Source organism: Tolypothrix sp. PCC 7601 (assembly GCF_025677855.1).
GTDB lineage: Bacteria > Cyanobacteriota > Cyanobacteriia > Cyanobacteriales > Nostocaceae > Aulosira > Aulosira diplosiphon.
Window position 1 is genome coordinate 2,958,156 of sequence record NZ_CP064879.1, and the last position, 23,632, is coordinate 2,981,787.

Annotated in this window: 17 protein-coding genes; 13 read left to right on the forward strand and 4 right to left on the reverse strand. The window is 41.0% G+C overall.

Going from position 1 to position 23,632, the window contains the following annotated elements:
• Positions 1-744: 744 nt before the first annotated feature.
• A complete protein-coding gene (clpB, locus tag HG267_RS12350; RefSeq protein WP_045869243.1) occupies positions 745-3,387 on the reverse strand; it encodes an ATP-dependent chaperone ClpB in 2,643 nt (880 codons plus the stop codon).
• A gap of 1,005 nt (positions 3,388-4,392) precedes the next feature.
• Between clpB and HG267_RS12355 the strand changes: the two genes are divergently transcribed.
• Both HG267_RS12355 and HG267_RS12360 read left to right on the forward strand, forming a co-directional pair.
• On the forward strand, positions 4,393-4,638 hold the full coding sequence (locus tag HG267_RS12355; protein WP_045869245.1) for a hypothetical protein: 246 nt from the start codon (positions 4,393-4,395) through the stop codon (positions 4,636-4,638).
• Positions 4,619-4,918, forward strand: a complete 300-nt coding sequence (locus HG267_RS12360; protein WP_045869246.1) for a hypothetical protein — start codon at positions 4,619-4,621, stop codon at positions 4,916-4,918. Before HG267_RS12355 ends, HG267_RS12360 begins: the two co-directional genes overlap by 20 nt.
• 1,034 nt (positions 4,919-5,952) lie before the next feature.
• Here the strand turns inward: HG267_RS12360 and panB are convergent.
• Together panB and HG267_RS12370 are read right to left on the reverse strand one after the other, a co-directional pair.
• Positions 5,953-6,726, reverse strand: a complete 774-nt coding sequence (gene panB, locus HG267_RS12365; RefSeq protein ID WP_045869247.1) for a 3-methyl-2-oxobutanoate hydroxymethyltransferase — start codon at positions 6,724-6,726, stop codon at positions 5,953-5,955.
• A 180-nt stretch (positions 6,727-6,906) separates the two neighbouring features.
• Positions 6,907-8,061 (reverse strand): two-component regulator propeller domain-containing protein, encoded by a 1,155-nt coding sequence (locus tag HG267_RS12370; protein WP_045869248.1) that lies wholly within the window; start codon positions 8,059-8,061, stop codon positions 6,907-6,909.
• Positions 8,062-9,082: 1,021 nt separating this feature from the next.
• Here HG267_RS12370 and HG267_RS12375 point away from each other — a divergent pair.
• The 5 genes from HG267_RS12375 to HG267_RS12395 all read left to right on the forward strand — a co-directional run bounded on the left by HG267_RS12375 (position 9,083) and on the right by HG267_RS12395 (position 13,952).
• Entirely contained in the window at positions 9,083-10,513 is a 1,431-nt protein-coding gene (locus tag HG267_RS12375; RefSeq protein ID WP_045869249.1) for a form I ribulose bisphosphate carboxylase large subunit, read from the forward strand.
• 102 nt (positions 10,514-10,615) lie between these two features.
• The gene (gene rcbX, locus HG267_RS12380; RefSeq protein WP_045869250.1) at positions 10,616-11,023 is read left to right on the forward strand and encodes a RuBisCO chaperone RbcX; all 408 of its coding nucleotides are present in this window, start codon (positions 10,616-10,618) and stop codon (positions 11,021-11,023) included.
• Between the two features lie 41 nt (positions 11,024-11,064).
• On the forward strand, positions 11,065-11,394 hold the full coding sequence (locus tag HG267_RS12385; RefSeq protein WP_045869251.1) for a ribulose bisphosphate carboxylase small subunit: 330 nt from the start codon (positions 11,065-11,067) through the stop codon (positions 11,392-11,394).
• Between the two features lie 132 nt (positions 11,395-11,526).
• Positions 11,527-12,156 (forward strand): GDSL-type esterase/lipase family protein, encoded by a 630-nt coding sequence (locus HG267_RS12390; protein ID WP_045869252.1) that lies wholly within the window; start codon positions 11,527-11,529, stop codon positions 12,154-12,156.
• A 292-nt stretch (positions 12,157-12,448) separates the two neighbouring features.
• Positions 12,449-13,952 (forward strand): IS5 family transposase gene (locus HG267_RS12395; protein ID WP_411863270.1). Its coding sequence is split into 2 segments (ribosomal slippage): positions 12,449-13,057 and positions 13,059-13,952, totalling 1,503 coding nucleotides; the frame shifts between segments, so codons are not numbered across the junction.
• Between the two features lie 77 nt (positions 13,953-14,029).
• On the opposite strand, the gene HG267_RS12400 is transcribed toward HG267_RS12395, so the two are convergent.
• A complete protein-coding gene (locus HG267_RS12400) occupies positions 14,030-14,728 on the reverse strand; it encodes a haloacid dehalogenase type II (RefSeq protein WP_045869253.1) in 699 nt (232 codons plus the stop codon).
• Between the two features lie 561 nt (positions 14,729-15,289).
• Between HG267_RS12400 and HG267_RS12405 the strand changes: the two genes are divergently transcribed.
• From HG267_RS12405 to HG267_RS12430, 6 genes are all read left to right on the forward strand, one after another.
• Positions 15,290-15,790, forward strand: coding sequence for a sterol desaturase family protein (locus tag HG267_RS12405; RefSeq protein WP_045869254.1), 501 nt, complete (start codon positions 15,290-15,292; stop codon positions 15,788-15,790).
• Positions 15,791-16,485: 695 nt separating this feature from the next.
• Positions 16,486-17,088, forward strand: coding sequence for a hypothetical protein (locus HG267_RS12410; RefSeq protein WP_045869255.1), 603 nt, complete (start codon positions 16,486-16,488; stop codon positions 17,086-17,088).
• Between the two features lie 531 nt (positions 17,089-17,619).
• Positions 17,620-21,606, forward strand: a complete 3,987-nt coding sequence (locus HG267_RS12415; RefSeq protein WP_045869256.1) for a magnesium chelatase subunit H — start codon at positions 17,620-17,622, stop codon at positions 21,604-21,606.
• A 107-nt stretch (positions 21,607-21,713) separates the two neighbouring features.
• A complete protein-coding gene (locus HG267_RS12420) occupies positions 21,714-22,133 on the forward strand; it encodes a XisH family protein (protein WP_045869257.1) in 420 nt (139 codons plus the stop codon).
• Positions 22,121-22,456 (forward strand): XisI protein, encoded by a 336-nt coding sequence (locus HG267_RS12425; protein ID WP_045869258.1) that lies wholly within the window; start codon positions 22,121-22,123, stop codon positions 22,454-22,456. The genes HG267_RS12420 and HG267_RS12425 overlap by 13 nt, the downstream gene beginning before the upstream one ends.
• Positions 22,457-22,676: 220 nt before the next feature.
• Entirely contained in the window at positions 22,677-23,618 is a 942-nt protein-coding gene (locus tag HG267_RS12430; RefSeq protein ID WP_045869259.1) for a hypothetical protein, read from the forward strand.
• Positions 23,619-23,632: the final 14 nt, after the last annotated feature.

Genomic DNA, 23,632 nt, shown 5'->3' on the forward strand with positions numbered 1-23,632 from the left:
AGGTAATCCATATTGATGAGTTCGCAGCTAGACGTAAAGTGCTGACTACGAGCTGGTTTACCTATCAAAAAAAATTGCATTAGGGATTTCCAAGAAATAAATTATTCCATCTTGTGGGGCGGGCATCTTGCCCGCCACATAATCTGGGCGGACAAGATGTCCACCCCACAATAAATACTGGGATATTTTTTTATTTGGAAGTCCCTTAAATGCTAGTCATAGTCATTGAGGTTTTTGTTTGGATTGTATAAGTTGCACGCAAGCCGTCTACAATCAAAAGGCATATTTCTACAATTTCAAAGCATACTAGCGATCGCAATTGAGTATTAACTATTAAAGGTGATTGTAAAAAATTATTATAATGCGGTTTTTGCTACTTAGGGGGAATTTTTTTTTAGAAAAAATAAAATTTTTTGCAGGTGTTTAACTAAATAGCGATCGCTCATCACTTGAGTAAATATACTTGTGTGTGTTCAATGCGGTTCGGATAAGTATTTTGCATTTCCCTCATGATTTGGGAAAAGGGTAATGGGAAAAGGGTAAGGGTGAATTCAATCCTTTTCCCTTTTTTCGTTAAGCAAACTATATTGTGTGTGTAATTCCAAGCAAAAACGCCAAGATTTATAGTAAATCTTGGCTTTTTTGTAATAAGGCTATCAAACTAGTCATCCATACCAGGGTTTGGTACAACTAAGTATGAAAATCTGTCTTTCCCATGCCCTATCCCCAATGCCCCATGCCCATCTAACTACTAAACACTTCCACAGGTAAGCGGCTGAAGGAAAGGCGTTCATTTTGGACATCGACAAAGATAGAGTCGCCATCGTTAAATTCGCCGCGCAAGATAGATTTGGCAATTTGTGTTTCTAACTCGCGCTGAATCGCTCGCTTCAGTGGACGTGCTCCAAATACAGGGTCATACCCTACTTCTGCTAAAAAGTCAAGAGCAGCATCAGAGAGCCTCAAGGACATCTTGCGATCGCTAAGTCTTTGGCGCAACCTATCAGCTTGTAGCAAGACGATTTGGCGTAATTCCCGCTTCTGCAAGCTGTGGAAGATAATTAATTCGTCAATACGGTTAAGGAACTCGGGACGGAAACTATTACGCATGGCTTCCATTACCCGATGACGCATTTCGTCGTAACGCGCATCATCGCCAGCGACATCAAGAATGTACTGGGAACCGATGTTGCTAGTCATAATAATGATCGCATTTTTGAAGTCTACCGTATGACCTTGGGCATCGGTGACTCGACCATCATCCAGAATTTGCAGGAAGATGTTAAATACATCGGGGTGGGCTTTCTCGATTTCATCGAAGAGAATTACTGCATAAGGACGACGGCGAATTGCTTCTGTCAGTTGTCCGCCTTCTTCATAACCAACGTATCCCGGAGGCGCACCAATTAAGCGCGAGACTGCGTGCTTCTCCATGTACTCTGACATATCTATCCGCACCAAAGCTTCTTCGGTGTCGAACATATATGCTGCTAAGGCTTTGGCTAACTCGGTTTTACCTACACCTGTGGGCCCTAGGAAAATAAAGCTAGCAATGGGACGGTTAGGATCTGCTAAACCAGCACGCGATCGCTGAATTGCATCGGCTACGGCTGTGACTGCTTCTTCTTGGCCAATGACTCGGTTGTGGAGTTCATCTTCTAAGTGCAGTAGTTTTTCTTTTTCGGATTCCACCAACTTACTAATGGGAATTCCTGTCCACTTAGAAATCACTTCCGCAATATCCGCTTCCGTAACTTCCTCACGTAGGAGGGATTTACCAGTTCCTTGGGCTTGTGCGAGTTCGCTTTCAGTGGCTTCTAGTCGGCGATGTAAGTCGGTTAACTTACCATACTTTAATTCCGCAGCTCGATTGAGGTCATAATCCCTTTCTGATTGCTGAATTTCTAAATTAACGCGGTCAATTTCTTCTTTGACAGCCTGAATCTTATTGATAATATCTTTTTCAGATTGCCATTGAGCATTCAGGGTTCTTTGTTCTTCTTTGAAATCTGCCAGTTCTTTGTCTAGCCTTTCCAAACGTTCACGAGAAGCTGCATCGCTTTCTTTTTGCAAAGATAGCTTTTCCATTTCCAGTTGCAGAATCTTGCGATCAATTTCGTCAAGTTCTTCTGGTTTGGAGGTAATCTCCATTTTTAATCTGGCGGCGGCTTCGTCTACTAGGTCGATAGCTTTATCTGGTAAGAAGCGATCGCTAATATAGCGACTAGATAAAGTCGCCGCAGCCACTAAAGAACTATCGGAAATTCTTACCCCGTGGTGAACTTCATAGCGTTCTTTCAACCCCCGTAAGATAGAGATGGTATCTTCCACGCTGGGTTGATCAACATAAACTTGCTGGAAGCGTCTTTCTAAAGCTGCATCTTTTTCGATGTACTTGCGGTATTCGTCTAAAGTTGTCGCCCCGATACAGCGCAATTCACCCCTAGCCAGCATCGGTTTGAGTAAGTTACCCGCATCCATTGCGCCTTGGGTTGCACCAGCACCAACGACAGTATGAATTTCATCAATAAATAAAACTATATTGCCGCCAGATTCGGTAACTTCTTTTAATACCGCTTTTAAACGTTCCTCAAATTCACCCCGGAATTTCGCCCCTGCAATCAAAGCACCCATATCTAAAGCAATCAGCTTCCGGTCTTTGAGAGACTGGGGGACATCACCGGCGACAATTCGCTGTGCTAATCCTTCCGCGATCGCAGTTTTACCTACACCAGGTTCACCAATCAATACGGGGTTATTCTTAGTCCGGCGAGAGAGAATTTGGATGGTGCGGCGAATTTCATCATCGCGCCCAATCACCGGATCAAGTTGACCTTTACGAGCCGCTTCTGTAAGATCACGTCCGTATTTTTCCAGTGATTGGTATTTACCTTCTGGATTTTGGTCGGTCACTGTTTGGCTCCCCCGAATTTGTTTAATAATATTTTTTAGTTTGCCTTCGTCTAAACCAAATTCTTGGAATAAACCTTTACCAAAGCGGTCATCTTTGGCATAAGCGAGCAACAGATGCTCAATAGAAATAAAATCGTCCTTAAATTCTTTACGATAACCATCCGCCCGGTCTAAAAGTGTATCCAAACTACGTCCTAAGTAAACAGAAGTACTGCTACCGGATACCTTGGGCTGACGTTGAATAAATTGTTCGGCGCGTTGGCGAAGCCTCTCTGGAAGAGACTCGCGGACTTTTTGCAGATTCACACCTGCTTTGGTAAATATACCGCTAGCTAGCCCTTCTTGTTCTAGCAGCGCTTTCATTAGGTGTTCGCTTTCTATCTGTTGTTGCTGATATTGTTTAGCGATATCTGGGGTGTGGGCGATCGCTTCCCAGGCTTTTTCTGTAAATTGGTTGGGATTAGTAGGTTGCATAGGCTTTTGGAGAAACCACTCCAGACACAGAGGGGATAATTAGCACCCGCAAACAACGGTTCATCCGCCCTTGCTAAGTGTTGATGGTAAAGGGAATTTAGATTAGTTCTAATAAAGTCATTGTAAGAAAAGCGTGACAACTAGCTGGATCGGTCTTCACATCTTTCTTAAGTAGTAGTATTAGCCCCAATAATGCTCGGTTAAGGATTGTCAACTCTTAATTTGGTTTGGGAAAAGGTGTACCCCTGCGGGGAAGCAAGCTACGCGTAGCGTCTGTGCAGGAGAAAGGGGAAAGGTTAAAGGTTTTTTCTTGTCCCTTTTCCCCTTCCCCTTTTGCCCTTAACCAAAAAGTATTGGTATTAGCCCAAATAACAATGAATAACTCCACCCCCGAAGTTATAGGATTTTTAGGCATGGGGAAGAATTACCTGATTCGGCTGCTTTGAAGAAAGCGATCCCCCGCCAGAAATATAGTGATTTATGGCGAAAATTGGGAATACTGACATTGTTGTAGGCGATCACTGTCTTGTCCCGCATTCTCACTTAAGTAGTATCGACAATGTCCCCCTCTGTGTACCATAATTTTTTTCGGATTCGAGAATGACCCCCAACGAAGGGGAGTTGCCGTTAAATATTGCTTACTCACTGCTTATGCAATATTTTTTAACGGAAAAAAAGTAGGTTTTTTCATTAAATATCCCTTACTTCTATTCCTCGTTTTTTACGTAATCACACTTAAGTAAATGTAAGTAAACACACAATAATATTAAGAGAATATAAATTATTGTCGCCTACAATCCTTTCTCTGCTATAAAGTATGACAATAATATCTATGTATGAAGTGTGTGTAAAAACATAGAGTCACCCCAACTGATAGCCACTAAAAATAAACCGTAAATACCCGGATATTCCCCTAGCCCTCCTAGAGAAATTCCGCAATAACACGGTTACATGGATTTGTCGTTCCGAGCAAAATGACGATATCCAGAAAAGGAGGGTAGATTTATGACAAGCCCTGTAATGACGGTGATTCGAGTCAACCTGGAGAAAGCGAAAGAGGTGGCTCGAAATTGGGAACGAGCTTCATATCCTGAACTGAGTGCTTATTGCTTGGAAATTTTACGGGAGATTGGATGTTCTAGTAATGAACTCCCGGTAAATCTACAGACTCGTGAGCAACAGCTAAATTTCATCACAGGTTTTGCATCTTATGCTTTTGGGGAGGTACTCAATGTCCAAAGCGCTAAATGAAGAAATATTTAACGAACCCGAACAGGTAGAAGAAGTTTCCTTACCTGTAACTGAAGAAGATTTGTTAGTTTTATTGCAAAAATTTGCAGGCTACGAAATCCCTACAAAGGTATTTTCCCAAGCCGTAGCTATTGCTGCTTATGACCGTGCATCAGCTTTCCGTTACGCTGATAATTATGTAAATATTCTCAAGAATAAAACTAAACGTAAACAATGGCTCAAGTTAGAGCCTGCACCTGATTTTCGTCTCGAGCAAAGATACGCAGATTTACAAAATTAGAAGTTGCAATCTTCCCATTAAGAGTAGAATTGATACTTCAATAGAAATGAATCTGTCTTCACTCGAGAAAAGATGATTCTTCGATTTTTAGACGTACTCAACCTATTTTCTTAAAGAATCACTTGTACCATTGCACTAAGAATTCAGCAACTTCATGGGCTTGCTCTAAAAATACTCTAGTTTAGGTTTCTTTTCTCCATTGATGGATTTGGAGGAGTTGGCTACTCTGCTTACTGAAAATTAATAACGTCCAAATCCAACATCCATGCAATTTTCCCTAAATTTTAAGACTAATCATCAAAGTCTAGTGCCGCTACAGAGTAACTCATAAGCACTGAATTATAGGCTTTTGCACTGTTAGGAATCTGAACTTTATTTACGCAACTATGTAGTAATATACGGATTCTCATCTGTCTGGCAAAGACGACTGTATCTACCTTATTGCTTATTTTCTTAATCAATCTAAGTTTGTTTGAAATTGCTCAAACCAATTAAGTAAGTCGGTGGAATTTTAAGATAACTAGTTAAGGCTGTTATTTGTCATTAGTCATTGGTAAGAATTGCAAGTCTATTGACATTTTGTAATCTAGTTTCGTTGATTTCCAACCACTTATTTATTATCTTTATTTCCTCTCAAGCTATACCTAGTAATTGCTGATGTTGTGATGGCAATCTACCGTTGAATGCGTGCAGTTGATGAGTTTTTCACGGTGCCTGTTGCTGTACATCTATCTGCAATTACTATTTTTTTGCCTAAGCAACTTCAGCTAATACTATCATTCGCTAATCACTGAAGCAACTACGAAACTTTGTACTAGCCTAATTTATGAAAAAATCTCAGCCATGTAGTAGCGTGGCAAGGCTAAAATGTTGCAATAATTTTTCTTGTGGGGTGGACATCTTGTCCTCCCTGGACGGGTGAGACACCCATCCCACAAGAGTTTTTTTATGCACTATTTTAGGCGTGTCAGTCCATTAGGATGCGTTAACGAAGTGTAACGTACCTTTCCCGAAGCTGATTATCAGTCCCTATTTTAAGAAGGGAATTTGCGCTCTCGCACTTCTAGCGCATAGTCTTGTACGGCTTGAGTGATGGTATTTCGCAAATTAGTATAAACTTTAGCAAATGGGGGATTTTTTTCTGCAAGCCCCAGAATGTCAGAAGTAACTAATACTTGACCATCACAGTGAATCCCTGCACCAATACCAATCGTGGGAATACTGAGCTTTTGCGTAATCTGCAATGCTAAATCGGCGGGGATATGCTCTAACACGATCGCAAAAACACCTGCTTGTTCGAGAGCGATCGCTTCATTTAAAATTCTCTCTGCGCTTTCTTGGGTTTTACCCTGTTGTCGCAACCCAAGTTGATGGACTGATTGCGGTGTCAAACCCACATGACCCATAACTGGGATACCAGCTTGTACCAAACGTGCGATCGTTTCTACCATTGCCGGGTAGCCACCTTCCAACTTGACAGCTTGTGCGCCCGTTTCCTTCAGTACCGACCCAGCCGAATGCATAGCTTGTTGGATGCTTTCTTGATAAGTCAAAAATGGTAAATCTACCACTATCAAAGCCCGCTTTACACCACGGCGCACTGCTTTAGCGTGGTATAGCATTTCGTCTAGAGTAATTGGCAGTGTTGTTTCATACCCAAGAATTACAGACATAGAATCCCCAACCAGGATTAAGTCTACCCCAGCTGCATCAAGCAGTTGTGCGATCGCATAATCCCAAGCTGTCAACGCTACAATTGAGCGTCCTTGTTGTTTCCATTGAATTAATTTTTGGGTGGTAACTACCATTTTCAACAGAGGATTAGATATTAGAGGTTAGGGACTAGAGTTTAGAGATGAGAGGCTAAAGTTAAAAGTTAACATTTATTGGTTAGAGCCTAGGGATTAGAGATTAGAGTTGCAAGGAAACAGTAAAATCACCAATTCTTCTTTTCTAGTCCCTAGTCCCCAGTACCCAGTCCCCAATCCCTACTTCACAGCACGACTAAAAGCCAAATGGGGCTTTGCTGTACCCACTTGGGGCATTAACCAAGCCAGACCTTCACTAGTGCCAATCCACAACTTATTGGCAATATCAGGTGCAAGGGCAAGTACCCGGCTAGAAGGCAGCCCTGCAACTTGGTCTAATACAGCTCCTGTATTTGGATTTAATCGTAACAAACCATTGTTGGTACCGATCCAAACACTACCATCCTGGGCAAAACGCACTGCCGTAACATTACGCCCACGTAAGCGAGTCACAGAACGCAACACAGCACCCGTTTTCGGGTTAATTACTAGCAAATTATTTGGCATTCCTGCCCAAATTAGCCCTTCTGGACTAATAGCTAAAGCTTGCACGGTTGATCCAGGTAAATCAGCAATCCGCTTCATAATCAAAGCATTTGCACTATTTACTCTGATCAGTCCATCTAAAGTACCAACCCACAAATGACCATCAGCATCTAAAGTTAGGGCATTGGCGCTAACACCAGGCAAATTTTTTAACGTGGTCATAATTAAGCCTTGGTCAGGACTAATTAAAGCTAAACCGTTATCAGTACCCGCCCATAAATAACCCCGCTTGTCAATTAATAGTGATAACACCCGTTTGGAAGGCAAAAATAAATTTTGCGCGGTGATTTCGCTGGTGCGGGGTTCAACGCGAATTAGCCCCTCATAATTTCCTACCCATATACGCCCTACTTTATCTTGGGCTAAAGCACTAATAGCCACATTCGGTAAACTAACGCGAGACAAGATTTTACCTGTTTTGGGGTCAATATGCGACAAGCCCCGCCAAGAAGCTACCCACAGATTACCTGTAACATCTCCTAACAAGTTAGTTACACGGTAATCAGTTTCTATGGAATTTTCTTGTAATTCTCGTTGATCTGGTAATGGGTCTACTCGCGGAGGTGGCGCAGAAGCAGGGTAAGCGGGAGTTGGTTTAGATGAATTAGTTTCCGGTTTTTTTTGTGTTGGAGCAGGATTCGTAGTTTTTTGCGCTCTGACTGGATTTGTCAAGGCGACCATTCCAATACTTGGCAGCACAATTAATCCCGCCAGGATAGAACTAATCAATACATTAGTACGCTTATAAAAAAACACCACGGTGACATTCCCTTTAGTGACAGTACCCAAGCCATTAGGCTGCTTACAGAAGTCAGGGAAAGGGTTTTAAAAGATTGATAAGCTATTCTGCTGTTAAGTTGCACAATCTATCGTGAAGACTGTTGACGGTTGACCGTTGACAGTTAACAGCCCTGATTAGTAGTTATGCAATTTAGACGCGCATTAGCTTATTCCTTTTTCCCACTGCTAAAGATATCTGTCGCTGAAATTGGCTGGGGATTAATCTCAGTGTTCCCCTAACAAGTGTTTTTCAAACGCCTGTAGCAATTTTTCTCAGGAATTGGGTATTTGGTGTTGGGTATTTGGTGTTTGTCTTCTCAGTTCCCCATTCCCCATTCCCCATTCCCCATTCCCCATTACCCATTACCCATTACCCATTACCCATTACCTATTCCCAATCCCGTTACAGCCTCAAGGTATCATTTGTAAACTATTCTTAACAAAATGTTTAAAACTTTATGTAATAACAAATTTAAATATATAAGTTAAAAAGTTTCAAAGTATAACTTATTGATTTCTTGATATATTGTGAGACAAGCTACAAATTACGTGGTGTGCAATTTTTGTCTTGCGCTCACCATTCCTCTAAACCCACCAAAGCCAAATAAGTCTGAGAATTTCCTTAATTTATAAGGAAAGCACCAGATTTATGTGCAAAAAACCCAGATACCTAGATCCTCCTTTAGGAAAAATGGGTATAAGCCGTCCTTGCAGAACAGCAGGGTAAATTTGGCCAGGCAACTTATTAGAAGAGTGAGACAAAGAGATAAAAAGAACTTATATGCCTGGGAAAGAGGAAGAGTAGAAGCACACAGTTGTGTGAATCTTAAAAGGAAGTTGGTAATCATGTCTTGGATAAGTTACCAAATGTTCCTAAACCGAAACCACTACCCTTTGCCATAGAAAACCCCTAACAAAAAAAATTTTCTGGAGCTTCCCCCCGCTGACTCGGGGAGAGCGCGGGGTGAGGGGAAATTGCACTAAGCGTAGTTTGTTAAGTAATAAAGTGTGACTTCTTGGAAGGGAATTTATGTCTTACGCTCAAACGAAGACTCAGTCAAAATCTGGGTATAAAGCAGGGGTTCAAGATTACAGACTAACTTATTACACACCCGATTACACACCGAAAGATACAGATCTTTTAGCGGCATTCCGTGTGACACCCCAGCCTGGTGTTCCCTTTGAAGAAGCAGCGGCAGCAGTAGCGGCTGAGTCTTCTACTGGTACTTGGACAACTGTGTGGACAGATTTGCTCACCGACCTAGATCGCTACAAAGGTCGTTGCTACGACATCGAACCAGTTCCCGGTGAAGATAACCAATTTATTGCCTACATTGCTTATCCTCTAGACCTGTTTGAAGAAGGCTCTGTTACCAACGTTTTGACCTCAATTGTAGGTAACGTGTTTGGTTTTAAAGCTCTACGGGCACTGCGTTTGGAAGACATCCGCTTCCCTGTAGCTTACATCAAGACTTTCCAAGGCCCTCCACACGGTATCCAAGTTGAGCGTGACAAATTAAACAAATACGGTCGTCCTTTGCTGGGTTGTACAATCAAACCCAAACTAGGTCTGTCTGCTAAGAACTACGGACGCGCTGTATACGAGTGCTTACGCGGTGGTTTGGACTTCACCAAAGACGACGAAAATATCAACTCTGCACCATTCCAAAGATGGCGCGATCGCTTCTTGTTTGTTTCTGAAGCTATAGCTAAAGCTCAAGCAGAAACAGGTGAAATCAAAGGTCACTACCTGAACGTTACCGCCCCCACCTGCGAGCAAATGTTGCAACGGGCTGAGTTTGCTAAAGAACTCAAACAGCCGATCATCATGCACGACTACCTCACCGCAGGTTTCACCGCCAACACTACATTGGCTCGTTGGTGCCGCGATAACGGTATTCTGTTGCACATTCACCGTGCTATGCACGCTGTAATCGACCGTCAAAAGAACCACGGTATTCACTTCCGTGTATTGGCTAAAGCCCTACGTTTATCTGGTGGTGACCACATCCATACCGGAACCGTAGTTGGTAAGTTAGAAGGTGAGCGTGGTATCACAATGGGCTTCGTTGACCTGTTGCGTGAAAACTATGTTGAGCAAGACAAGTCTCGTGGTATCTACTTTACCCAAGACTGGGCTTCTCTACCTGGCGTAATGGCAGTTGCTTCTGGTGGTATTCACATCTGGCACATGCCTGCACTAGTAGAAATCTTTGGTGATGACTCCGTACTACAATTCGGTGGTGGTACACTTGGTCACCCCTGGGGTAATGCTCCTGGTGCTACAGCTAACCGTGTAGCTTTAGAAGCTTGCGTTCAAGCTCGTAACGAAGGTCGCAACTTGGCTCGTGAAGGTAACGACATTATCCGCGAAGCCGCTAAGTGGTCTCCAGAATTGGCCGTTGCTTGTGAACTGTGGAAAGAAATCAAGTTTGAATTCGAGGCAATGGATACCGTCTGATAAAGGCTGAAAGTGGTATGGATAGAGGCTGGAGTTAAATTACTTCAATTATTTCATCCTTTATCTTTCATACTTCATACTTTATTAAGGCTGGGGTCAAGCATGAATCTAAAACAAATTGCGAAAGACACAGCCAAGACTATCCAAAGCTACTTGACTTATCAGGCACTAAGGACGGTACTGGCACAGCTAGGCGAAACTAATCCTCCATTGGCAATTTGGCTACATAACTTCTCTGCTGGCAAAGTTCAGGATGGAGAATCATATATTGCCCAATTGTTAAAGGAAAAGCCAGATCTGGCATTGCGGATTATGACTGTGAGAGAACATCTTGCTGAAGAAATCACAGATTTTTTACCAGAAATGGTTCGGACTGGCATTCAGCAAGGCAATATGGAACAGCGTCGCCAGCATCTAGAACGCATCACTCAAATGGATACATCAGACCCCAGTCTACAACCAGAACAGCAAACAAGCTCCGATCCGAACTTGGATAACTTATCCAGTTAGACAATCAACTTAGTAAAAATCGCAACCCATTATCAACAGCTATGCAAACTTTACCAAAAGAGCGCCGTTACGAAACCCTTTCCTATCTACCTCCCCTATCTGACGCTCAAATTGCCAAGCAGATCCAGTACATCTTGGCACAAGGTTACATTCCAGCAGTTGAATTTAACGAAACCTCTGAGCCAACCGAATTATATTGGACATTGTGGAAGCTACCTTTGTTCGGCGCTAAATCTACTCAAGAAGTACTGAACGAAGTTCAAGCTTGCCGTTCTCAATATTCCAACAACTACATCCGTGTAGTAGGCTTTGACAACATCAAGCAGTGCCAAATCCTCAGCTTTATCGTTCATAAACCTAGCAGATACTAAAGCTTGCAAGCTGAATTAATCTCGGGAAATCATTACTTAGTTTATTGATTTCCCCCAGAGAGGTAGAATAATCTGCCTCTTTTTTTATGCTTTTTATTTAAAATAATTTGCAGATTTTGCATCGCTACGGTAATGTCAAAATTTCAATCCGAACCAAGAGAAATCCGCATCTGTTTCGTCGGTGAATCTTTTATTAATGGCACAGGCGATCCTGATTTTCTAGGATGGACAGGTAGAGTATGTGCTGGTGCTCATCAAAGAGGATATGAGATTACTTACTATAATTTAGGCGTGAGAACGGAAACTACCCGATTTCTTAAGCAACGTTGGCGACAAGAAGTTTCTTATCGCCTGGCTTCGGAATATGACGGTCGAGTTGTATTTTCTTTTGGGGTCAATGATTCGGGATGGGCTGGTAAGCAGCAAGGAATTGACTTAACAGAATCTCTCGAAAATACTCGCGCTATTTTAACTGAAGCCAAGCAGCTTTACCCGGTTTTAATGGTAGGGCCACCACCTTGTGGAGATGAAAATCAAGAACAGAGAAACCAACAAATTGCTCATCAATCTCAGCAGTTTGCTTTAGTTTGTCGTGAACTTGATATTCCTTATCTGGATGTGTTTTCTACTTTAGTTAATTCATCTATTTGGTTAGCTGAAGCCAAAGCTAATGATGGCGCGCATCCCAGAGCCGCAGGTTATGCAGAGTTTGCAGCTATTGTGCAAAATTGGGATGCTTGGTTAAGCTGGTTCACATTATAAAAGAATTGAAAGTTATATGATGTAGGGGAGCCAGTTGCGTGGGCGGGTTTCCCGACTTGAGCAAACTGGCGTTGTGTTGTCGCGCAGCGCAACGCACCAACGCAGAATCAAAAATTCAGGTGCGTTAGCCTACGGCATAAAACACCTTACCTTAAATTAATATTTTTTAGTTAGGGCTTGCAGAATAAACAAAAAACCTAGATAAATCAAGAGATTTGGGGGGACAAAAGAGAATAAAGTGCAAGGAAAAAGGATAAAGTAAGTAAAAACCCTTGTAGCAAGTTGCGTTGATATGTATCGAAAAGCGCAAAAGCAAGAAACAGCAGCAGAAGACTTTGAACTACCCTTTGGGGGAAAACTAGCCTCAGATAACCGTTGGGTAATCATGGCGGAGATGATACCTTGGTCAGAATTTGAAGCAGAGTACGCAGCAATATTTTCAGCAGAAATGGGCGCGCCAGCCAAAACATTTAGGATGGCATTAGGGGCATTAATAATTAAAGAAAAACTAGGCATAAGTGATAGGGAGACAGTAGAGCAAATTAGGGAGAATCCCTATCTGCAATACTTTATAGGAATGTCTTGCTATAGCAATAATGCCCCATTTGATGCGTCAATGTTAGTTCACTTTAGAGAAAGAATAGATATAAAATTAGTTAACAAACTGAATCGAGAAATAGTCAAGCAAGTGTTAGAAAGTAAAGAGGAGGTAGAAGTAAAATCAAAAAAGTCAGAAACCGAGGATTTAAAAAATGAGCCGACCAATCGGGGAAAATTAATATTAGATGCGAGTTGTGCGCCAGCGGATATCAGTTATCCCACAGACTTAGGATTATTAAATCAAGCCAGAAAGCATACAGAAACAATTATAGATATTTTATATAACTCCCTCTTGTTAAAGAGTATCAAAAAAACCGAGAACCTATAGAAATATAGCTAGAAAGAATTACTTATTGGTAGCCAAAAAAAGAAAACCGACCATTAAAGAAAGAAGGAAAGCCATTAAACGGCAACTACAATATATCAAAAGAAATTTAGTTCACATTCAGCAGCTAATGGAGTTAGGTGCGTCACTCTTCAACCTGAGTAATAGGCAATATAAGAAATTACTGGTAGTAGCAGAAATTTATCGTCAACAACTTTGGTTATATGAAAATAAAAAAATTAGTATAGAAGACCGTATTGTCAGTTTAAATCAACCACACATTCGTCCGATAGTCCGTGGTAAAGCTGGAAAAAAAGTAGAGTTTGGGGCAAAGCTTTCAGCTAGTTGCTATGATGGCTATGTATTTTTAGACCATATTAGTTGGGATAATTTTAACGAATCAGGCGACTTAAAATCACAAGTAGAAGCCTACAAAAACTACACCGGGTATTATCCTCAATCAGTTCATGTTGATAAAATTTATCGCACTAGAGACAACCGCTCTTGGTGTCAAGAAAGAGGAATTAGAATTAGTGGGCCACCTTTAGGGAGACCACCTAAAAATGTCAGTCCTGAAAAAAAGAAACAAGCACGAGAAGATGAGCTAATTCGTAACTCTATTGAGGGTAAATTCGGACAAGGTAAACGAAGATTTAGCTTGGGTAGAGTCATGGCTAAACTTCCTCATACCTCTGTCACTGCTATTGCTATTACTTTTTTAGTCATGAATCTTTCTACCCTTGTTTCACGGCTTTTTTGGGAATTTTTATGCCAATTTTTCAACATTACATCTTTTTTCACTTCTTTTATTAGCAAAAGTGATGTTCCGTTTGATTGCAGACAACAAAAACTTATATTTGCTCTTCCCTGACTACTGAGTCAATTTTTCTCTTGCCTTGGAATGACTTTTTCAGCAAGCCCTAGTTAATTATTGACTGCGATCGCTCTCTATTTACTCATACTTAAATTAGCTAGGGTTTGTAAATTTGGAACTTCTAAATCAGCTTGAGCAACTACTGGTAAGTTAGCACCAGCACCTTCTTTCCCGGCTCTGCGGTTAACCCAAACTGTTGAGATTCCTAAAGATTGGGCTGGAATAATGTCATGATAAACGCTACAAGCAACGTGCAATATTTGTTCCTTAGGTAGACCAATTCTGTCGATTGCGGCTCTAAAGTTATTGAGAGCAGGTTTGTAGCTTTTTACCTGCTCTGCTGTAATTATCCAATCAAAATCAACTGTTAAATGTTTTGCAGAATCAGCAAATAGATTGTCATCTACATTAGAAATAATTGCCAGATTAAACTGGTTTTTTAGAGATTTTAATGCCTCTACAGTATCTGGGAAAGGTAGCCAATTCTTAATTGAATTGCTAAGAGAGTATAATTCTTCATCACTGGGTTTAAAACCAAGTTGCTCACCCAATCTTTCAACTACTTTTCTCAGAACTTCTTTATATGTGAGATATTCTCCTTTTTGAATTTCTGACTCAAATTGTGCAAAAAGCTGCAAAATTGTTTCATCATCTAAATTCTGTTTGTGGTTAGTCAAAAGTGGCTTAAATGCGGCTAAGATACCACTTTCCCAATCTATTAAAGTGCCATAGCAGTCGAAAGTTAAAACCTTGTACTGGTTAAAATTAATCACGTAATCTGCTCCGGATTAATTAGAGGATTTACAAGTTTGTTACTAATCAAATTCCGTAATCATCTGCGTTACCACCGAATAGCTTCACAAAAAAGCGGTAAGACAACGCCTTAACCTAAATTTTTACCGATTTTAACTCAACCTTTGCTAATGGTGGAAGCCTTCATAAGAAGATTATGGGGTCAACATGCTAAAATACGTAAATCCGATAGAGCTTTAGATGTATAAGCATCATATACTCAGACCAAAAATCCAGGTGACAGGTTTTAAGCAGTTAGTGTGCAATGCCTATAGAGCATTAAATGCATAAAACTGCAGCTTCTCGTGCATGTCTTTTGAGAAAAGCAAAATGCAGTTGAGACAGACAAAACTATCAAAAAATCAGATAACGCTGTGTTGCGAAGTTAATTAGTAACACTGTGCAAACAATCAAAACTAGTAGTTACCTATTTTTAAGTAACTATCATGTTTCTGTAGCTTGCGTGAGTAGCATCTACATCTCAAGTATGAGATGTGCAGTTTGTTCTTTGGAGTTTTCTTAACTAGATGTGAGGAGTGCAAATGCTTGAGGCTATCGCTGTTGCTTGGCTATTATTATTTTTTGGTGATTTCCTTTCAACTTTCGTTTATCACATACCCGAGCATGTTTTTGGTAGCCTCCACCTAAAAACGCATCATTGTTGGAAGAAAGATTTCCGCCACTATGCAATTTTGACTTTAAATCCTGAAGTTTTATTAGATGGTGTGCTGGGGGCTTTGCCATATTTAATCATGGCAGTAATTTTGTGGTCTTTCTCTCCAATTGGTGTAATTTCTGGGCTACTTTTGGGACAGTTTCATGTTTGGTGGAGACACATAAGTGTTTTGGCTTGGGAAACTCCAAAACCTATAATTATTTTGTGCCAAATTCTATTTATCACCACTCCTGAGAGACATTGGCTACACCATCAAAAAACAAACCAAGGTTTCGGTGATATTTTCACTTTCTTTGAGCAACCTTCGCTGCTGTGGTTGCGTTGTCTACGTCTGTTGAGGATTAGGTTTCGTTACTCACGCATCTAGCTAAGGTAGGGTTTAGGTAAAAATTACTCTGAAGAAGAATAGGGAAAGGGAAAATGGTAAGAGAGGGAGTTTCGCGTATGAATTTGAATTAGGGAATCTCTGCAAACTACGAAAAATCAGAATTTTTAGCCTGTATTTGCAGGCTTTTTTCATATATCCGTTTGTTTGAAGATTTTTGAGATTGTGAGATTAAATCCGCTTTTAGCTACTATTGATCACAAAACAGCAATAGCACGATACGCTTGGGTTAAGCTTATTAGCCATTGATTTGTCACTTATTAAAGAAGCAAGCTCAATTGGGGGATTCTCCCCCAAACCCCCGATTGGGTGACGGTTGCGTCCCCCAAACCCCCTCCAAAATTATTGTTCGGTTTTTTGTTGAATAACTAGTACAGCACAGCGTAAATAAACCACCCATTTGAAATGGGGAAAAATCTGGCAGTATAAGTATTCTTTCTTTTTACTTTTTACTCCTGCGGAGTTCGCCAGTTGCTTTATGCCGACGGCACTTCCTTCAAGTCGGCAAAGCCGCCCAACGGAGTGCCTTGGGAACCCGTCCACCGCACTGGCTCACTTTTTACTTTTGCCTTGTTGTAATAGTTTTTTGGTTTTGTTATCAATTAATTTTCTTAACTGAACTGTATTTAGCTATAGCTACGATAGGATCAATAATTTTAAACTAATACTTCTTGATAATGTCTTATAGCGACTTCTCACTATCAAAAGTCAAACGCGACTTTAATTTAACTACAGTTGAAGGTGTACGCTTTTTACCCGAAACCCAGCCGATAGAACCTAGTCCTTACCTCAAAGAAGCATTAAGCGAAGGGCTACCCTTAGCAACAGCGACTGGTTCAGAAAAAGCTCGCTCTGAGTTAATTATTAGTCCTATCCTTGTAGAAGTTAGGAAAATTCTAGAACGTAAAATCAGCTTTTTTTCGGGTGAAGATTTTACTGTAGCACCTGAGTTGGGTTTAAGTGGAGTATGTGATTTTTTGATTAGCCGCTCACCCGAACAAATATTTATTGAAGCACCTGTAATCGTAATTATTGCAGCGAAAAAAGGTGATTTAAAACCTGGTTTAGGGCAATGTGCAGCAGAAATGATTGCGGCACAAAAATTCAATGATGCTAATAATATACCAACTAAAGCAATTTATGGCAGTGTTAGCAGCGGCACAGCTTGGCGATTTTTAAAGTTAGAAGAACAAACACTGACTATTGATTTCCATGATTATACTGTTCCCCCTGTGGAAATATTATTGGGGATGTTGGTTTGGATGGTGCAGGAAGGGTAAATATTTTGGCGATCGCTTTCACGGTAGCACAAGCTGAAAGCTAACACAGGAAATTTTTATTAGCACAAATATAAGTGATTTATAAAAGAAATTGCTGCTAATTCTGCGCGATTTAATGTTAGTCAAGCATAAATTCTGTACTAGAGACTACAATTCTCTAAATTCTTTGCGATCGCTTGCGGAAAAAATAAATTTTTGTCTGAAAGATAGTGATTTAAAATGATATTAATAAGATGGCTCTATAGTTAAATAGCAAGCACTTCCACGACTCAATAATTAGTGCCGCTCAGGTATTGCTTTACATTTTTTAACAATCAGTGTAGCAAACACTCACATGTAAAAGCAATATCTGCAAAGAAATATGTCATTATGTTTATCGTTTTGTGTCAGTTAGACGACAAAACTACCATTTGGTAGGCGTTTTCTGATAAAAAAAATTCATATTCGTAAAAATAAATTGAAGTTACAAACGGCAGCATCAGCCGTGATGAACTTCTAGTAGAGAACGCGCATCAAAGGAGCCGAGGAAGCATGTTCACCCACGTCAAGTCCACCATCAGACATATTGCGCCTGATAATTTACGCGGACGTAATTTAATCAAGGTGGTCTATGTCGTGCTTGAGTCCCAGTACCAGAGTGCATTGTCGCAAGCTGTCCGCACAATTAACGCCAATAATCCCAACCTAGCGATAGAAATCAGCGGGTACTTGATTGAGGAACTCCGAGATCCAGAGAACTACGAGGAGTTCAAACGGGAGATTGAGAGTGCCAATATATTTATTGCCTCACTGATCTTTATTGAAGACTTAGCACAGAAAGTAGTAACAGCCGTAGAACCACATCGCGATCGCTTAGATGTTGCTGTTGTCTTCCCCTCGATGCCAGAAGTTATGCGCCTCAACAAAATGGGCAGCTTTTCTCTGGCACAATTGGGTCAATCCAAGAGTGCGATCGCGCAATTCATGCGGAAGCGCAAAGAAAAATCCGGTGCAGGCTTCCAAGACGGGATGTTGAAATTGCTGCGAACCTTGCCACAAGTGCTGAAGTTTCTGCCAATGGACAAAGCACAAGATGCTCGCAATTTCATGCTCAGTTTTCAGTATTGGCTGGGAGGTTCGCCAGAAAACCTGGAAAACTTCTTGCTAATGCTGACTGATAAATATGTATTAAAAGGTGTAGATAAAGCCAATCTGCCTTCGACAACATATGAAGCGCCAGTAGTTTACCCAGATATGGGAATTTGGCATCCCCTGGCTCCGAGTATGTTTGAGGATGTGAGAGAATACCTCAATTGGTACACAGCCCGTAAGGATATCTCCAAGAATCTCAAAGATCCTTTAGCACCCTGTGTAGGTTTGGTATTACAACGCACCCACCTAGTTACAGGGGATGATGCCCATTATGTAGCGATCGTCCAGGAGATAGAATCCCTGGGAGCCAAAGTACTACCAGTATTTGCAGGTGGTCTGGATTTCTCCAAGCCTGTGGATGCTTACTTTTACGAACCAACTACCAATACACCTTTAGTAGATGCGGTAATTTCTTTGACTGGGTTTGCTTTGGTAGGCGGCCCTGCTAGACAAGACCATCCCAAAGCTATTGACGCACTCAAGCGCTTAAATCGCCCCTACATGGTAGCCTTACCTTTAGTATTCCAAACCACGGAAGAGTGGATGGATAGCGAATTAGGGTTACATCCAATTCAAGTAGCCTTGCAAATTGCCATACCGGAATTGGATGGAGCAATTGAGCCGATTATTTTATCAGGTAGAGATGGTGCTACTGGCAAAGCGATCGCACTCCAAGACCGTGTGGAAGTAGTCGCCAAACGTGCCTTAAAATGGGCAAATCTCCGCCGCAAACCCAAACTAGATAAAAAAGTTGCCATTACCGTTTTCAGTTTCCCCCCTGATAAAGGGAATGTGGGTACTGCTGCATATCTAGATGTGTTCGGTTCCATTTATGAGGTGATGAAAGCGCTGAAAAATAACGGCTACGATTTACCGGAATTACCGGAATCCGCCGAAGCGCTGATGCAAGAAGTCATCCACGATGCTCAAGCACAGTACGCTAGCCCAGAGCTGAACATCGCCTATAAAATGTCAGTGCCAGAATATGAAGCATTGACACCTTACTCTCAACGCCTAGAAGAAAACTGGGGCGCACCTCCCGGACATCTCAACAGCGATGGGCAAAATCTGCTGATTTATGGTAAGCATTTCGGTAACGTCTTTATCGGTGTTCAGCCTACCTTTGGTTACGAAGGCGACCCGATGCGGTTGTTATTCTCCCGTTCTGCTAGCCCGCACCACGGTTTTGCTGCTTACTACACCTACCTAGAGCAAGTTTGGCAAGCTGATGCTGTACTGCACTTCGGTACTCACGGTTCTCTGGAATTTATGCCTGGTAAGCAAATGGGGATGTCTGGCGATTGTTATCCAGACCAACTAATTGGCACAATTCCTAACCTGTATTACTACGCAGCCAATAACCCCAGCGAAGCCACAATCGCCAAGCGCCGCAGCTATGCCGAGACAATTTCCTACCTGACACCACCCGCAGAAAATGCTGGTTTATACAAGGGTTTAAAAGAACTCAGCGAATTAATTGCTTCTTACCAAACCCTGAAAGATACAGGAAGAGGTATCCCCATTGTTAACTCCATCATGGATAAATGCCGGATGGTGAACCTGGATAAGGATATCGACTTACCGGAAACCGATGCCAAGGATATGACCGAAGATGAACGGGATAATATTGTTGGCAGCGTGTACCGCAAGCTAATGGAAATTGAATCGCGGTTGTTACCTTGTGGATTGCATATCATTGGTAAACCACCCACAGCCGAAGAAGCGATCGCAACTCTTGTCAACATTGCTTCCTTAGATCGTCAAGAAGAAGAAATTCTCAGCTTACCCCGAATTATCGCCAATAGCATTGGGCGTAACATTGACGATATTTACCACAATAACGACAAAGGGATTTTAGAAGATGTCCAGCTATTGCAAGACATCACCTTAGCTACCCGTGGTGCAGTTAGCGCCCTAGTAAAAGCGCAAACTGACGCAGAAGGTCGAGTTTCCCTAGTTTCCCGGTTGAATTTCTTCAACATGGGCAAAAAAGAACCTTGGGTAGAAGCATTGCATCAAGCAGGCTATAACAAAGTTGATGTCTCCGCACTCAAACCATTATTTGAGTATTTGGAATTCTGTTTACAACAAGTTTGTGCAGATAACGAACTCGGTGGACTACTCAAAGGCTTAGAAGGCGAATACATCCTACCCGGCCCAGGTGGCGATCCCATCCGCAACCCGGATGTATTACCCACAGGTAAGAACATTCACGCCCTTGACCCCCAATCCATCCCCACAACTGCGGCGGTACAATCAGCGAAAATCGTTGTCGATCGGTTGTTGGCAAGAAACAAAGCCGAAAACGACGGTAAATGGCCGGAAACTATCGCCTGTGTGCTTTGGGGAACAGATAACATCAAAACCTACGGGGAATCACTAGCCCAAATCATGTGGATGCTTGGTGTCAGACCCGTTCCTGATGCCTTGGGAAGAGTTAACAAGTTAGAATTGATACCCTTAGAAGAGTTGGGCAGACCGAGAATTGACGTTGTCATCAACTGTTCTGGCGTATTCCGCGACTTGTTCATCAACCAAATGAACCTGCTAGACCAAGCGGTGAAGATGGCGGCGGAGATAGACGAACCCTTAGAAATGAACTTTGTCCGCAAACACGCTTTGCAACAAGCTGAGGAAATGGGCATTAACCTGCGTCAAGCAGCTACCCGCGTCTTCTCCAATGCATCTGGTTCCTACTCCTCCAACATCAACTTGGCAGTAGAAAACAGCACTTGGGATAGCGAAGCCGAATTACAAGAAATGTACCTGAAGCGGAAATCCTTCGCCTTCAATTCCGATAACCCCGGAATTATGGACGAATCCCGGCAGATTTTTGAAAGTACTTTGAAAACTGCTGATGCAACATTCCAAAATCTCGATTCTTCCGAGATTAGCTTAACGGACGTTTCCCACTACTTCGACTCAGATCCCACCAAGCTGGTAGCAAGTTTGCGGGGTGATGGTAAAACACCAGCATCTTATATTGCAGATACCACCACAGCTAATGCTCAAGTGCGGACATTATCAGAAACCGTGCGCTTAGATGCTCGTACTAAATTATTAAATCCCAAATGGTACGAGGGAATGCTATCTCACGGTTACGAAGGTGTGCGCGAACTCTCCAAGCGGTTGGTAAACACAATGGGTTGGAGTGCGACAGCCGGCGCTGTGGATAACTGGATTTACGAAGATACCAATGAAACCTTCATCAAAGATGAAGAAATGCAAAAACGGTTGATGAACCTTAATCCCCATTCTTTCCGCAAAGTTGTATCAACTTTGTTAGAAGTGAATGGACGCGGTTATTGGGAGACTAGCGAGGAAAATTTAAATCGTCTGCGCGAGTTGTACCAAGAAGTTGAAGACCGGATTGAAGGCATAGAATAGTCATCAAAATAGAGGCGTTCTAAAGAACGTCTCTATTTTCTTAACTGTGTTTACAGATGACAAAGAATGCAACAGTCTAAAAATTAGAAATATAATTATAGATATGTATGCCTGCTAAAGATGTTTTTCATCAAGTTGTCAAAACAGCTTTACAGAAAGACGGTTGGCAAATTACTAAAGATCCACTCACAATTAGCGTGGGAGGAGTAAATCTTTCTATTGATTTAGCCGCAGAAAAGCTGATAGCAGCAGAACGCCAAGGACAAAAAATAGCAGTCGAAGTTAAAAGTTTTTTACAACAGTCATCTGCTATTTCAGAATTTCATACTGCATTAGGACAGTTTATTAATTATCGAGGTGCATTGAGAAGGTTACAGCCGGAGCGTATTTTATATTTAGCCGTACCTTTAACAACTTACAATACATTTTTTCAACTCGATTTTCCCAAAGATATGATAGCAGAAAATCAAGTGAAAATGCTGATTTATGATGTAGAGCAAGAGGTGATTTTCCAATGGATAAATTAACTCTGTATCGCCAGCTTGTACAAGAAATACTACATAATTATAGCGAGCAAAAACCAGCTTACGGAAATATAGAAGTTGAGACAATTTTTGATACAGAACGCGACCATTATCAAATAGTTCATGTAGGCTGGGAAGGTCAAAACTGGGTACATAGTTGTATCATCCATATTGATATTAAAAATGGCAAGATTTGGCTTCAGTGGAATGGTACAGAGGATGATATTGCTGCTAATTTAGTAGCTGCGGGTGTTCCCAATGAAGATATTGTATTAGGGTTCCAGTCTCCTTTTATGAGACAGTTTACAGACTATGCAGTGAGTTAGGAGATGTTTTGAAAATCTCCAAAGGAGACAAAGATAAGAGATCCTTGTATTAAAAATTGTTATTTAACAAAGAATTATACGTAATTTCTGGATATCATGTTTGTGAATTCATACTGCTTACCTTACTACTTGAGGCAGTTAATTGGCTTATAGGCAAAAAGATTTAAATTGCTTAAGGTAATTGCAAATTAATTCAGTTTTTATAAGATTAAAAAGCATTATGAGCATTAAGAGCATAGGTGTTATTATTATATTCGCAGTTATTGTAATTTCTGTTGGATGTTGGATAATTGTTACATTCCCAGACAATGCGGAAGCTGCTATGGCTTTGGCGTTGTTTATACTTACTCCTATAGGAGTATGTTTATTGACACCTATCAGAGATGAAATAAACTCCAGGGTCAATAATTTATTCATCAACAAATCAATCTATCGAATTTTAATATTTGGTCGTCCTGGATCTGGCAAAACTACTTTTAGAAAGACTGCATTTATATTTAAAGTTTATAAAACTAGCAATAGTCAGATTAAATCAACTGAATATTTTGATATTTTTCACTACGGAATCAACGTCGAAACAAACGTCGAAACAATAGATAAAAAAAATAATAATAATGTTGATGTAGAAATAGCTGACTATAAAGGACAAAAGCCTAATCAAGTAATAACAGACATCCCGCAATATTTTGCTGGTTCTAAAGGTAGCCGATTAGTTAATGCGATTATATTTATTGTGGATCTTGTGCCTAGAAGAACTGACGAACATGGAAAATTTCTTGAAGATGAGGCTTTACTTCAGTGGCTAAGTGACGGAGATGGAATAAGTAAAATAGACTCAAGAGTTAGGGAACACGAGAGTTATATAGGTGATGGACTATTACAAATACTTTTTAATGAGCTATATAGTAATAATTTGCAAAAAGTTGTGTTTTTAATTAATAAAATAGATCTGATTGAGAAGTTAATTGATAATGGACATATCGCATTACCAAATTTTTGTAACGCTCAAGAATATGCTATATTTAGATTTGAAACAATAATTAATAATATATCTGAAGCTTGTTTCCAACAAAATAGAAATATAAATACAAAAGTTTTTTGTGTAAATGGGAACAGCGCAGATGATATCAGACCTGTAATTTCATATCTATTAAGCAGGTAAAAAAGGAGATTGAT